The sequence below is a fragment of the Moritella dasanensis ArB 0140 genome (assembly GCF_000276805.1).
GTDB lineage: Bacteria > Pseudomonadota > Gammaproteobacteria > Enterobacterales > Moritellaceae > Moritella > Moritella dasanensis.
Genome location: NZ_AKXQ01000013.1, coordinates 23,150 through 36,650, shown reverse-complemented (window position 1 = coordinate 36,650; position 13,501 = coordinate 23,150). Strand labels below are relative to the sequence as shown.

Here is a 13,501-nt window from a genome sequence, read left to right as displayed (position 1 = left end):
TGCTTTACTTTGCTTAGCTTAGCTATGACTTATCATCTAACTTTGATGATGTTTCACTTTTTGGCTGATTCTCTGGTAAGTCTTTCACTTTTTCATACCAGATATCATGGTGCTCTTTCGCCCATGTTTCATCAACTTCACCTGTGACCATGCCTTCTAACGATGCTTCGATACCAACTAAACCAACATAGATATGGAATACAAAACCACAGATCAGTACTAGCGACGCCAGCATATGCACTAGGTTTGATAATTCCATGTCACGACGGGTTTGATCAAACAACGGGAAGTCGAGAACAAAACCACTAAAGATAATGAACACACCACAAAATATCAGTAACCAAAACAGCGCTTTTTCACCACCGTTAGAGAAGTCAGCTGATGGGTGCGAACCTTTATGTTTACCAACCATACCGCCCATTTTCATGAACCATTTGATATCGACTTTGGTAAACAAACTCTTACGCCACCACTTGATCATCACCGTAAACAGTAAGATGGCAAACAAGGGGCCCACATAGTTGTGATACTGCTTGGCGCCATAAATAAACATCGCCCAAATATCACGTGGAATAATGGGTTTAATAAAGTGCTTACCGTATACCAACGCCAGTCCTGTTACTGCTAGACTCAAGAAGGTAAACGCCATACTCCAATGCAGTGTCCGGTCAACCAAACTCCAACGTTGGATCTTACGGCCAGTTTTAGCTTTACTCAGTCTTAATGGACCAATAGTGAAATAAGCCAGTACCACTAACCCAATACTGCCAAAGATCGCTAATGCACCTAATGGTGACATCCACTTCTCTTTGAGAATAAACCAAGCTTGGCCTGGTACACTAATCAGTACACCGTGTTCTGGTGATTTTGATGTCGTGTAACCCTCTTGACCATCTCGCACTGCACGCCAATAATCAGCGCCAGCAAAACCCGCAAGCTCACCTTGTACTGACGATTCGCCTAAACGTTCACTGCGCGTCTTGTCATCTGCAGTTTCACTGGCAAATGCTGACAAGGTAAAGCTCAGCATTAATACACTCACTAACAGAGTGAACCAATGTTGAATTCGCTTAGTCATTAAATCTCCTCACTGTGTCTACACAACAGCGCTAAATAGACAGCGGCTTATCATAAAACCAACTGCCTATGCTTATATTAAAACTAATCGGCATTACAGCTGCCAGTTAATTTACATTAACCAGCGCGCCTAGATTAGCTTTCTTGCGGTTTACTCGCGTCATAAGAGAGGTCAGCAGTACTTGCCCAACCTGCATTTTTAGCACCACGGGCAACAACACGCTCGGCATAAACATCAGAGATCTTAGATGCATCACCAGCAAGCAGGGCTTTAGTAGAACAAAGCGATGCACACATAGGTAACTTACCTTCAGCAATACGGTTAGCGCCGTATTTTTCTTTCTCTTCAGCTGAACCATCTTCTACATTTGGTCCACCAGCACAAAAGGTACATTTGTCCATTTTTCCACGTTCACCAAAGGCATCCTGTTTTGGAAATTGCGGTGCGCCAAATGGGCAGGCAAACAAGCAATAACCACAACCGATACATAGATCTTTGTCGTGTAATACGATACCGTCTTCAGTACGCTCAAAGCAATCTGCAGGACAAACCGCCATACACGGTGCATCCGTGCAATGCATACATGCCACAGAGATTGAGCTTTCACCCGGTTCACCGTCGTTTAAAGTAACAACACGGCGGCGTTGGATACCCCATTCAAGGGCATCATCATTTTCGTTCTTACATGCGGTAACACAACCATTGCATTCAATACAACGTTTCGAGTCACACAGAAATTTCATACTCGCCATCGGAATGACTCCTTTACGCTTTAAAGATTTTACAGAGGGTTACTTTCGTTTCCTGCATTTGTGTCACAGGATCATAACCATAGGTTGTTACAACATTTGCTGATTCGCCAGATACATATGGCGTTGAACCTTCAGGGTAGTTGCCGCGTAAATCTTCACCTTGGAAATAACCACCAAAGTGGAACGGTAGAAAGGCAAGACCCGGTTTAACCCGGCGCGTAACCATCGCTTTAACATGGATACGGCCTTTTTCAGGTCCTTCAACCCATACCATTTCACCGTCTCTAAAGCCTAGATCGTTGGCATCTTTCGGATTAACTTCAACAAACATTTCTTGCTGTAACTCTGCTAACCAAGGATTTGAACGAGTTTCATCACCACCACCTTCATATTCAACCAAACGACCCGAGGTTAAGATAATTGGGTATTCACCCGATACATCTTTGTCTTGGATTGATTTGTATAATGTTGGTAAACGGAACATCGCTTCGCTGTCATTCCAGGTCGGATAATCAGCAACTAAGTCACGACGAGGCGTATACAAAGGTTCGCGGTGAATCGGCACAGCATCAGGGAACGTCCACACTACTGCACGGGCTTTAGCGTTACCAAATGGGATACAACCGTGTTTAATAGCCACACGTTGAATACCACCAGACACATCCGTTTTCCAGTTCTTACCTTCTGCTTTTAATTTCTCATCCGCAGTCAGTTCATCCCACCAGCCAAGTTGCTTAAGCAGTTTGGCACTAAATTCTGGGAAGCCACCTTCCAATTCACAGTCTTTTGAATAACTGTCAACAGCCAGTAAGCTTTCGCCATCACGTTCAACACCAAAACGGGCACGGAAGTTACCACCACCCAGCGCAACAGGCTTAGATGTGTCATAAAGAATATGGGTACCAGGATGTTTCATCTCTGGCGTACCCCAGCATGGCCAAGGTAAACCGTAAGTTTCACCGTTCGCTACACCGCCCTCGCCTTCTAGCGTGGTTTTATGGAATGTATGCCAATTTTTCTGATGTGCTTTCAAGCGTTCTGGACTTTGACCGGTATAACCGATTGTCCACATACCTTTGTTATATTCACGGGTAATATCTTCAATCACAGGTTGGTTATTTTTAACCTCGATGTGCTTGAACACTTGATCCGCTAGACCTAATTTTTTCATCAATAAATACATGATTTCATGATCAGGTTTTGATTCAAATAACGGTTCAATGACCTTATCACGCCATTGAATTGAACGGTTGGTCGCAGTAACCGAACCAGTCGTTTCAAACTGCGTTGTCGCTGGTAGCAAGTAAACATTGTCAGTACGACCGTTCATTACCGCTGCAACGCCTGGATACGGGTCAACAATAACCATCATGTCCAGTTTGCCCATCGCCGTGCGCATTTCTGGACCACGAGTTTGTGAGTTAACCGCATGACCCCAATAGAACATGGCACGGATATTATCGTTCTGTTCGATATTATCTTTGTTTTCTAATACGCCATCAATCCAACGCGATACCGGAATACCAGCATGGTTCATTGGCAGCTTGCCGCGGTAGTCTTTTTGATCAAAACGGTTTTTCAGCCATTCGTAATCAACATCCCATACCCCAGCCCAATGTTTCCATGCGCCTTCAGACAAGCCGTAATAACCTGGTAAGTTATCTGATAACACACCAAAATCGGTTGCGCCCTGGACGTTATCGTGACCACGGAAAATATTAGCACCGCCGCCAGATTTACCCATGTTGCCTAACGCAAGTTCAAGAATACAATAAGCACGAGTATTGTTATTACCCGTCGTATGCTGGGTACCACCCATACACCAAACTACGCAACCTGGACGGTTTTCAGATAATAGTTTTGCGGTTTCATAAACTTCCGCTTCTGGCACACCAGATACACGTTCAACTTCTGCAGGTGTCCATTTAGCCACTTCAGCACGGACTTCTTCCATACCATAAACACGTTGATGGATAAATTCTTTATCTTCCCATTCGTTTTTAAACACGTGATATAGCACGCCCCAAACGAAGGCAACGTCAGAACCAGGACGTAGTGATACGTAATGATCGGCTTTTGCTGCAGTACGGGTACGACGAGGATCGGCAACCACAATTTTACAGCTGTTCTTTTCTTTGGCGATGAGGATATGCTGCATAGCAACAGGATGCGCTTCTGCAGGGTTTGAGCCAATGAACAAGATAGATTTACAGTTATGCATGTCATTTAGCGAGTTAGTCATCGCGCCATAACCCCAGGTATTTGCTACGCCCGCTACTGTTGTAGAATGACAAATACGTGCTTGGTGATCGACATTATTTGTGCCCCACATCGATACCATTTTACGGAACAAATACGCCTGTTCATTATTGTGTTTTGCTGAGCCTAACCAGTACACAGAATCAGGACCAGACTCTTCACGGATCTTAAGCACTTGCTGACTGACTTCTTCAAGTGCTGTTTCCCAGCTCATTTTTATCCATTTACCGTTAACCAGTTTCATTGGATATTTTAAACGTTTAGCACCATGACCATGCTCACGCAATGCAGCACCTTTAGCACAGTGACCGCCCGCATTGAACGGGTGATCAAATGCAGGTTCTTGGCCTGTCCACACACCTTCTTGTACTTCAGCATAGATACCACAACCCACAGAACAGTGAGAGCAGATAGTACGTTTAATTTCCACTGGCGATTCGGGATCAACTGATTTCGCTTCAGCTTTTTTCATCATACCCGGTGCGAACATACCCACACCAACAGCACCACCAGCGGCAGCGATTGAAGAGTTGCGCATAAAAGCACGGCGTGAAATACCGAGTTGCTTTTCGTCCTTACTGACCGTATCGGAACGTTTAGTTAATTTCATTTAGAGCTCCGCTTACAAAGTATCGTAATAATCACGAATGTGTTGAGTTTCATGGTAACCTGTTGTTTTTTGTTGTTTATCATTCTTTTCTTGGCTATAAACAGACGCATTCGCAGTGGTGGATACACCCGTTGCGATAGCCCCTACTGCAACACCTAAACCAATGTTTTTTAACAGTTGGCGACGGTCTTCATCCGGCTTATTTTGTTTACTCATCGAGTTTGCTCCTTTATCGTTATTATTTTTTTACGTCGATAAAACGTATTTTTTCAATACTTAAAAATTGCCAAGCTAATTCGGCGACTGCGCTGTAAAAAACGGCACTTTTCGCTTTTTTCAAATCTTGGCAAAAACGTTCAAACCAAGTGTCGATATGACGATTAAAAAACTCAGCTTGATCGCTATGATTACTTTCGCTCACCAACATGGTCATCACTTCTAACAAGGCGGCGATATGATCTTCCGGTTCTTTTACTGATTCATCACGTTGAAAACCCAGTTTTTTCAAATCATGACGCAAATGTGCAAGCGGCATTTCCATTAATGATCCGGTAAGAAACCAAGAACCAAACGGGACTATTTCACCATGGCCGATACCAATAAACAGGTCTTGATATTCATCTTCCGCGGCTGTTAATAAGGTTTTTTGTGCGGCCAACTTCAATAGTGGCCAAGCAGCTGACATACCCGTGGTTTGAATTAATGCATTCGGCGCATCAACGTCGAGATTGGCTAACCAATCAATCACCTCTGCATCCGGTGCTTTACGTAATAAGTGTGCAAGTAAGCTGTAAATATCGATGCGTAGTGCTGCATCTTCAGTAAATGACTGTGACATATTTTGTGATCCCATAATGTAGCCCTACACGTTTAACTGACGTAGTGGATCGTCAGCCATATCTGAAAAAATATCGCGAACACGACAGTCTTCACACATAGATAAACGGCGAATAGCATCACCTTGAAATTGGCTGTGACCTTGGAGTTTTTCCGTCAACATGGCAATCATCGATGCGGGTGCAAACGCTTTACCACAACTTAAACAACAAGCCGCCTCTTCTTCGTGGATCATCACCACACTTCGACGACTTTCCGCGTCCCAATTCAGACCCGGTTTAAGACTAATTACTTGTTCAGGGCAGGCTTTTTCACAAAGACCACACTGCACACAATCTTGTTCTCTAAACTGTAGACCAGGGCGATCACCAACAGCATGTAATGCACTTGTAGGACATACTGCAACGCAACCCATACACAAGGTACAATCATCAGTTTTACATTCCACGCCGCCATAAGGTGCATTTTCAGGCATCACCGAATGTGTCGGTTGCAGTGGACTTTGTGCTGATAATTTATCTAGCGCAGTAAATAATTTTTCACGTTTAGTGCCAGACAGTTGCTCTGCTAATACTGCGTTATCCATTACCGCGATCTTATTCTCAACAACAGGTAATACCGGTTGAGTAAACGCTACAAAGTCTGCTGCCGAATCTAAATCAAACAAACAAATACGCCCAGCTTCAAAACCCATCTCAGTTAAGAAGGTATTGGCAATGGCCAGTTCATCATTAAGCACGCGATCAATCGTCGCTGGGATATAGGCGATGTTAGTAGCCAGTAATACTTGATGCGCACCATAGAGTAAGGCGCTAAACCAAGTATCAACACCAACCGTAGCCAACTCTTCTAAAGCAATAGGAATAACATTTGATGGTAATAACGGTAATTTTTCTGCCACCGTTTGTTCGTCACGATTACCAAAGAATAAGATCGTTGGCTTTTCGCCGCCCGCCATTTGATAACTGTTTAATAAGCGATAAATAAAGTTCTGGGTCTTTTCTGGTTCTGGTAATGCGTAAGTAATCGCTTCAGTCGGACAAGCTGTAGCACACGTCCCTACGCCTTGGCATAAAAACGGATTAATTTCGATAGCATGGCCATTACTGGTTAACGCACCTGCAGGACAAGCATCAACACAACGCGTACAACCACCCACGCCACGTGATGAATGTGCACAAATATCATTGTCTAAACGAAAGTATTTTGGTTTATCAAACGTACCTAGCATTTCCGGTAAGGTTTCAATAACATCGGCAATCGCTGCTTTACCGCTACCAACAGGGTAATAACCTGGCGCTGGTATCTCAGTTTGAATAAGGCTATCCGCGCTCATATCAACGACTAAATCGAAACTATCACCACCAATGGTCACTTCCGCTAAATTGGTATAGATACTCAGTAAGCTACCCGCTACACGGCAGTTCACTTCGAACGCACCTAGGTAACCTTTAATTGTTACTTCATTACTAAAAAATACTTTGTCTTTATCATCGGTATTGCTATCGTTCGTCGCTGGCCCGCCATCTGTTGCAGCAGACGTCGCCAGCAGTGTTACTGAATTCAATGTTGCAAATTGCGGTGCTAGTGCAGTGATAATATCGTAAGCACCAATGATCAATAAGTTGCCACGACTTTCGTAAGATACCGTCGGCGGGATCAGATTCGATAATTCAACGGTATCGGCTATCGCTGCAAAGCGTGCTTGACCGTTACTATCAGTAAATGTTTCTAAAGTACTTTTTAACATTGCTATTCCTGTATCTCGTCACCGTTATAAGGGTGTCGATTAAACTGCGAGTAATTACTCGCTGCTCTCTGCTAGCGTACGTTCATATTCGTACTTTTTTGCTGTCGCTATTTTGCTGTAGCTAATAGAGCAATAACCGAACCAACTTTTAACGGAATAAAATGACCTATAAAGAGTTAAAGTCAGAGAGGGATTGTTTACTTATTCCTAAACGGGACATAATGTCGCTATAAACAATCGTGCATGGAACAAAATGTCCCGATTTAAATTAGGGTTATTTGTCCCTTTATGTCTCACCCGCCTGTTGAAGGTGTTGCTGATGCTGGTTTTTTTGTTCTTCACCATTTTTTTCACTACAACAAGATGCCGAGCTATTATCAACTGTGATAGCTTGAACAGCTTCATCATCTATAGCGGTATTGGGGGCTGCAATTGCTCCAGATTCAGTTTCCGGATCAGTTTCAGTAACGGCTAATACCTCACCTTCTTCAACGAGCTCAGAGTCTTCAATCAATTCAGCTTCAGGCTCTTCCAATACTGTTTTAACCCAACCACGCAACTGTTTCGCGATACTCTCATCAAGCTTAGGAATATTAGAAAAATCCTCGGTATGATCATCCATAGTGCTGATATAGTTAAATTCATCAGCATGAAATAATTTCGCTAACGCCGCCTTTTTTACTGATTTATCAACGCCATGTTGTAGAAATGAAGCAACACCACTATCAAAGGTGACCTTATCGGCATCATCAATAGTCAGTTCAACTTCCACCTGATCATCAATAACATCTGCCGATGGAGTCGATAGATCTAAATCCGCTGCCGATTCAGCCTGAGGCGCTGAAATATGCGCAATATCCAGCTCTGCATCGCGCTTTAATGTTAGCTTTGCTCCCTGATTTTCCGTTTCGACAACAGCGTCTTTCGTTACGACTAAATCAATTTCTGCATGGTCTTTTGCCGCCAATGAGCGATCTGACCAACGTTGAAAAAAGTTACTGGCCACTTGAACGCCCTTTCTTGTCTTTACAACGTTTCTTTTTAAATTCAATCAGTTCGCCGTTTCTACCGATGAATGCTTCCATCCAAGCTTGCACTGGTAATGGCATTTGAATGTGCAACACTTGATAGTCACCATCCATATAACTGCTCGCAACACTTTGCGCCGCGGTGATCAGTAATGGCGAAAACTGCTCGTCAGTCACTTCACAAACAATAAATAGATGAGGGTCTTGTGAGCTGAGGTTAAAACGGTAATCAGTCCGTTCATCGCGGTATAAGTACAGTGTCCTTTCATAGCGAGTCGTATTAACAACGTTATTAGAGGGTGTAGTACTCATAACCTCATCATCATTTATCGCAGCAGCTTGCTCATATAATTCGACATTCTCGATAGACCAAGACAAAGTAGTCCAACGCCCAACTTGTTTTTCTTCAGAACGAAGACTGAAGGCGATTGGCCAACTTGATTCGTCTTTCGCTAAGCGCTTATGTTCATCACCCTTATTTAGGTGCTTATCTTCATCACCTTTATTTAGAGGTTTATCTTCATCACGTAGTTGCACACATGCTCCTTTATTCTATTTTTATAATTATTTAGAATTTTTTACCTAATCTTCCCCTACTCAGCAAAATTTAGACCAAGTTAGAAAGAAATGACAAATAAACCAGTAATAGCCAAGTTACTTCGACGCTTAAGTGTAAGTTGGAATGAACTTTGCTTTACCTCTTCATAGATATATAAACCAGCAGGAATTTCGGATGCCGCAATTACCAAAAATAATTAGAACCAATTCTTCAGTTGAACACACCATGACAGTTGACATCATGGATGAATATGGCGATACCATGACCAAAGAGATCGCCTGCGAGCACCCGCTCACGATCTACTTAAATTGGGTGGAAATCGTGACAGTGATGACACTCGGCGCACGCCCTTCAGATCTGGTATTAGGTTATTTAAAAAACCAAGGCTTTATTGAAGACATTACCGCGATTGAATCTGTGATTATTGATTGGGATACAAATTCCGCTGCCGTGATCACGCGTGAAAGTACCGATGGATTAGTAGAGAAGTTAACCAAGAAAACCGTTACTTCAGGTTGTGGCCAAGGCACTATGTTCGGTAACGTGATGAAAAAATTAGAAGGTGTGATACTGCCACAACCTAGATTACGCCAATCAAAATTATATGGCTTGTTAGAAGCATTAACGCATCACAACGCAACGTATAAAGCCGCTGGTGCGGTACATGGCTGTGCGGTATGTAAAGACACCGAGATCTTGTCGTTTGTCGAAGATGTAGGTCGTCACAACGCCGTTGATACTTTGGCCGGTGAAATGTGGTTAAAAGGCCAAACGGGTGAAGACAAGATCTTTTATACAACTGGTCGTCTCACGTCAGAGATGGTGATTAAAGTCGCGCAAATGGGTATTCCAGTATTGCTATCGCGCTCTGGTGCAACGCAAATGGGCTACGATTTAGCGAAAAAATTAGGCATTACTATGGTCGCGCGTGCTAAAGGTAATCGCTTCCAAGTGTATAACGGTATGGCGAACTTGATCTTAGATGTAAAAGGTCCAGACGCAGAAGTACAAACCATTGTCGGTAAGACTGCATGAGCGAAAATCCTCCCGCGTTCATGAACGTAAAGCAAGTCGCGGAATATTTAGATCTGAATGAAAAAAAGGTCTACACCTTGGCGAATGATGGTCATTTGCCTGCAACAAAAGTAACGGGTAAATGGTTATTTCCCAAAGCTATGTTAGATAAGTGGTTACTGGAGTCTTGTCATAACGGCGTGCTTAACGACCGTTTACTTATCGCAGGTTCCGATGATCCACTGTTACAGTTGGTCGTCGGTAAAATGGCGCAGAAACTGGGCAGTACAGCATTGGTTGGTTATACCTCGACTGGTACACGCCAAGGTTTAGCCATGCTCAGTAAAGGCCATGTGGATATATGCGCGATCCATTGGGGTCATGCGGAAGAAGCAGCCTTGCGTCATCCAGCTTTATTGCAGCAATATCCAGGACATAAAAACTGGGTGCTGATCCATGCCTTTGAACGTCAACAAGGCTTAGTGGTGAGTAAAGAACTCGCTGATTTAGTTAATTCTCGTTCGTTAAACTTAACCGAATTACTTACTTCACGCTGGCGCTGGGCACTTCGTCAAGAAGGCGCTGGCAGTATGCGAGCTCTGGGGGAATGGTTACACAATCATGCTTACACAGTTGATATGCTTACCGCTGCTGAAACCTGTCACAGTGAACGAGAATTAGCCTCGTGCATTGCTCGTGGTGAAGCGGATGTTGGCTGTGCTAGTCAAAGTACGGCAGGTGAATTTGGTTTGGGCTTCATTCCACTAAGCACTGAAGCATTTGAATTAGTGATCCCGAAGAATATTTACTTCCGCACTTTGCAGCAGCAATTACTGCAGGCGTTATCGTCAATGGAGATCCAAGCTAAAGGCGACCAACTTGGAGGTTATAACTTCAGCCGTACTGGCCAACAAGTTTGGAGTGCCAGCTAGTAGCACCACTTACAGCATTAGCAACAATGAAAAAAGCGAGATGTAAAAAAGCCCAGATATCGAAACGCGGTCTGGGCTTAATTACCTTACTGGAGTTCTTTACTCTTTATTTATTCATGAATCATTAATCGTTAATTATTTCGTAACCTACATCGCTGCATTAAAGATAGCGCAGATTTCTTCATGCGTTGCTTGTTTTGGATTAGTAAAACCACAAGCATCGTTCAATGCGTTTTTAGCTAATTCAGGGATATCTTCAACTTTTACGTTTAAGCTTGTAAGCCCTGTTGGAATACCAACCGCTAACGCTAATTCTTTAATTGATGCAATCGCAGCTTCAGCGCCTTGTTCAGGTGTCATTGCTGTTACATCAACGCCCATCGCTTTAGCTACATCACGTAGACGTGCTGGACAAACTTGCGCGTTATAAGCTTGTACAAACGGTAGTAATACCGCATTACATACGCCGTGTGGCAAGTCATAGAAACCGCCTAATTGATGCGCCATTGCGTGTACATAACCTAGTGACGCATTATTAAACGCCATACCCGCCATGAACTGTGCATAAGCCATTTGCTCACGCGCTTCGATGTTTTCACCGTGTTCTACTGCTGTACGTAAATTCGCTTGGATCAGTTCCATGGCTTTAATCGCTACAGCATCGGTAATTGGAGTCGCGGCTATTGATACATACGCTTCAATCGCATGCGTTAATGCATCCATACCCGTTGCCGCTGTTAATGACGCAGGTTTGGCTAACATTAATTCGGGATCGTTCACTGACATTAACGGTGTGGTATTTTTATCCACAATCGCCATTTTAATATGCGTCGTTTCGTTAGTGATGATGCAGAAACGTGTCATTTCAGAAGCCGTACCGGCTGTGGTATTAATTGCCACTAATGGTAGTTGGGCTTTCTCTGATTGATCAACACCTTCGTAGTCAGCAATATTGCCACCGTTCGCAGCGACAAGTGCAATACCTTTCGCGCAATCATGCGGTGAACCGCCACCTAATGAGATGACAAAATCACACGCTTGTGCATTTAATATTTCCAGGCCACTAGCAACATTGGCAGTGGTTGGATTTGGTTGAGTACCATCAAAAACGGCAGATTCAACATCGCGTGCCGTTAATAAATCTTGTACTTGTTTTACCATGCCGATGCTATTAATCACTTTATCAGTAACGATTAATGCTTTTTTGAAACCGTGAGATTTGATCGCGTCAGCTGCTTGAATTAAACAACCAGCGCCCATTAGATTGTATGCAGGAATAAAGAATGCAGTGCTCATAATATATCTCCAAAAGAAATTAATAATTGTTGCTGCAATACACTTTGCAAATGCATTGTAAGCAATAATCATCTAGCTAATTTAACCAGCTAACTACTATGAGGTAATTATAACTTTTATCCCTACAAAATAAATGCCTATATAAAATGAACACAGCTTTCCTACCCACTTTGGAATAGCTGTCACATAATTCGGTAATTTAGATGTTAATTACAGGCTGTGCAGTGGGTGGCAGTCTCCTGTCCAAGGCGAACTGAACAAATTATCAACAAACTTAACCGGCACCGCATCGGTGTCCTTAAATAACCACTGTGGTTGATTATCTTTATTGACCAGTAATGCCCTCACCCCTTCGACCAAATCTGCATTTAGACAAACATTCACCGCTAAGTCCAATTCCAACTGGAAGCAGGCCGCAAGGGACAGTTCTGTATATTGATTTACCTGTCGGTATAAGATATGTGCCGAAATAGGACTGCCTAACAGCAGTTTTTTAATACTAGTTTGTAACCAAGCATCCGCACTGTCCTGCGTTTGAATACAGGTCATCACATCTGCCAGTTCGCTATAACGACTCAACTGATTAAATAAAGCTTGATGCTTAATTAAGTTACCGGTGGCAAAATCTGCATCGGCATATTGCGCCATTAATAACTGATCAACTTGGCTATCGTGTAACTCTGTATCAACTTGCCAATCAAGGCTGGTTAATGCTTTAACCACATCTGCATATTTTGCTGCAGGGATTAAATATTCACTCAAACCTAGGTATTTAGCGTCGTTAGCGTTAATGCTTGCGCCTGTTAAGCCTAAAAATAGCCCCACACCTGGATGCGGTAACCGGTTTAAGAACCAAGTAGCGCCGACATCGGGAAATAAACCGATAGTGATCTCTGGCATCGCGATTCTGGCCGTCTCGGTAACAACGCGGTGACTAGCACCCATGAACAGCCCTAACCCGCCGCCCATAATAATACCGTCACCCCAAACTATCAGCGGTTTACCAAAGTTATGTAATAAATAATCAACTTGATACTCGGCAACAAAATACTCACTGACGAGCTGTTGTTTCGCTTCATTGCCATCGGTATTCACTAACGCTTGTTGTAATGATTTCACATCGCCACCGGCGCAAAATGCTCTGTCGCCAGTACTGGTAAATAGCACACTAACGATACGCGGATCAGACTGCCAAGCGAGTAGTTTCTGGTGCAATAATGGAAACATATCCGCACTTAACGCATGTAACTGACGCGCCTTGTTAAGGGTAATAATACCAATGACATGACCATCATCCGTGGCTAATTCATCAAATAATACGCTGGCTTCCATGTAAACTCCGACTGAACAAAAAACCAGTGTAGCGAAGTTAGCTGACTAAATTCA

12 protein-coding genes are annotated in these 13,501 nt (G+C 43.3%); 2 read left to right on the top strand and 10 right to left on the bottom strand.

The window, feature by feature from the left end:
* Nucleotides 1-22: 22 nt before the first annotated feature.
* From A923_RS0112310 to A923_RS0112275, 8 genes are all read right to left on the bottom strand, one after another.
* Entirely contained in the window at nt 23-1,078 is a 1,056-nt protein-coding gene (locus tag A923_RS0112310) for a formate dehydrogenase subunit gamma (RefSeq protein WP_017221977.1), read from the bottom strand.
* A gap of 134 nt (nt 1,079-1,212) precedes the next feature.
* On the bottom strand, nt 1,213-1,830 hold the full coding sequence (gene fdh3B / locus A923_RS0112305; protein WP_017221976.1) for a formate dehydrogenase FDH3 subunit beta: 618 nt from the start codon (nt 1,828-1,830) through the stop codon (nt 1,213-1,215).
* A gap of 13 nt (nt 1,831-1,843) precedes the next feature.
* Nucleotides 1,844-4,699: a formate dehydrogenase subunit alpha gene (locus A923_RS0112300; protein WP_017221975.1), complete on the bottom strand. Its 2,856-nt coding sequence runs from the start codon at nt 4,697-4,699 to the stop codon at nt 1,844-1,846.
* 12 nt (nt 4,700-4,711) lie between these two features.
* Nucleotides 4,712-4,915, bottom strand: coding sequence for a twin-arginine translocation signal domain-containing protein (locus tag A923_RS0112295; protein ID WP_017221974.1), 204 nt, complete (start codon nt 4,913-4,915; stop codon nt 4,712-4,714).
* A 22-nt stretch (nt 4,916-4,937) separates the two neighbouring features.
* Entirely contained in the window at nt 4,938-5,552 is a 615-nt protein-coding gene (locus A923_RS0112290; protein WP_017221973.1) for a TorD/DmsD family molecular chaperone, read from the bottom strand.
* 9 nt (nt 5,553-5,561) lie between these two features.
* Complete coding sequence (locus A923_RS0112285; RefSeq protein WP_017221972.1) at nt 5,562-7,286, bottom strand: 4Fe-4S dicluster domain-containing protein; 1,725 nt, start codon at nt 7,284-7,286, stop codon at nt 5,562-5,564.
* Nucleotides 7,287-7,572: 286 nt separating this feature from the next.
* Nucleotides 7,573-8,292 carry a DUF3306 domain-containing protein gene (locus A923_RS0112280; protein ID WP_017221971.1) on the bottom strand — a complete coding sequence of 240 codons (720 nt, stop codon included), beginning with the start codon at nt 8,290-8,292 and terminating at the stop codon, nt 7,573-7,575.
* A complete protein-coding gene (locus A923_RS0112275) occupies nt 8,282-8,851 on the bottom strand; it encodes a DUF3305 domain-containing protein (protein ID WP_017221970.1) in 570 nt (189 codons plus the stop codon). Before A923_RS0112275 ends, A923_RS0112280 begins: the two co-directional genes overlap by 11 nt.
* Nucleotides 8,852-9,047: 196 nt before the next feature.
* On the opposite strand from A923_RS0112275, the gene A923_RS0112270 reads away from it, so the two are divergent.
* The gene (locus A923_RS0112270) at nt 9,048-9,908 is read left to right on the top strand and encodes a formate dehydrogenase accessory sulfurtransferase FdhD (RefSeq protein WP_017221969.1); all 861 of its coding nucleotides are present in this window, start codon (nt 9,048-9,050) and stop codon (nt 9,906-9,908) included.
* Nucleotides 9,905-10,819: a helix-turn-helix transcriptional regulator gene (locus A923_RS0112265; RefSeq protein ID WP_017221968.1), complete on the top strand. Its 915-nt coding sequence runs from the start codon at nt 9,905-9,907 to the stop codon at nt 10,817-10,819. Before A923_RS0112270 ends, A923_RS0112265 begins: the two co-directional genes overlap by 4 nt.
* A gap of 147 nt (nt 10,820-10,966) precedes the next feature.
* Here A923_RS0112265 and yiaY read toward each other — a convergent pair whose 3' ends face one another.
* Nucleotides 10,967-12,115, bottom strand: coding sequence for an L-threonine dehydrogenase (gene yiaY, locus A923_RS0112260; RefSeq protein WP_026006217.1), 1,149 nt, complete (start codon nt 12,113-12,115; stop codon nt 10,967-10,969).
* A gap of 210 nt (nt 12,116-12,325) precedes the next feature.
* Complete coding sequence (locus tag A923_RS0112255) at nt 12,326-13,447, bottom strand: enoyl-CoA hydratase/isomerase family protein (protein ID WP_017221966.1); 1,122 nt, start codon at nt 13,445-13,447, stop codon at nt 12,326-12,328.
* Nucleotides 13,448-13,501 lie beyond the last annotated feature (54 nt).

Excerpts from the sequence above, each read along its gene's own strand:
- A923_RS0112255 (WP_017221966.1), bottom strand. The coding sequence starts at position 13,447 with ATGGAAGCCAGCGTATTATTTGATGAATTAGCCACGGATGATGGTCAT.
- A923_RS0112295 (WP_017221974.1), bottom strand. The coding sequence starts at position 4,915 with ATGAGTAAACAAAATAAGCCGGATGAAGACCGTCGCCAACTGTTAAAA.
- yiaY (WP_026006217.1), bottom strand. The coding sequence starts at position 12,115 with ATGAGCACTGCATTCTTTATTCCTGCATACAATCTAATGGGCGCTGGT.
- A923_RS0112310 (WP_017221977.1), bottom strand. The coding sequence starts at position 1,078 with ATGACTAAGCGAATTCAACATTGGTTCACTCTGTTAGTGAGTGTATTA.
- A923_RS0112300 (WP_017221975.1), bottom strand. The coding sequence starts at position 4,699 with ATGAAATTAACTAAACGTTCCGATACGGTCAGTAAGGACGAAAAGCAA.
- A923_RS0112285 (WP_017221972.1), bottom strand. The coding sequence starts at position 7,286 with ATGTTAAAAAGTACTTTAGAAACATTTACTGATAGTAACGGTCAAGCA.
- A923_RS0112265 (WP_017221968.1), top strand. The coding sequence starts at position 9,905 with ATGAGCGAAAATCCTCCCGCGTTCATGAACGTAAAGCAAGTCGCGGAA.
- A923_RS0112270 (WP_017221969.1), top strand. The coding sequence starts at position 9,048 with ATGCCGCAATTACCAAAAATAATTAGAACCAATTCTTCAGTTGAACAC.
- fdh3B (WP_017221976.1), bottom strand. The coding sequence starts at position 1,830 with ATGGCGAGTATGAAATTTCTGTGTGACTCGAAACGTTGTATTGAATGC.
- A923_RS0112290 (WP_017221973.1), bottom strand. The coding sequence starts at position 5,552 with ATGGGATCACAAAATATGTCACAGTCATTTACTGAAGATGCAGCACTA.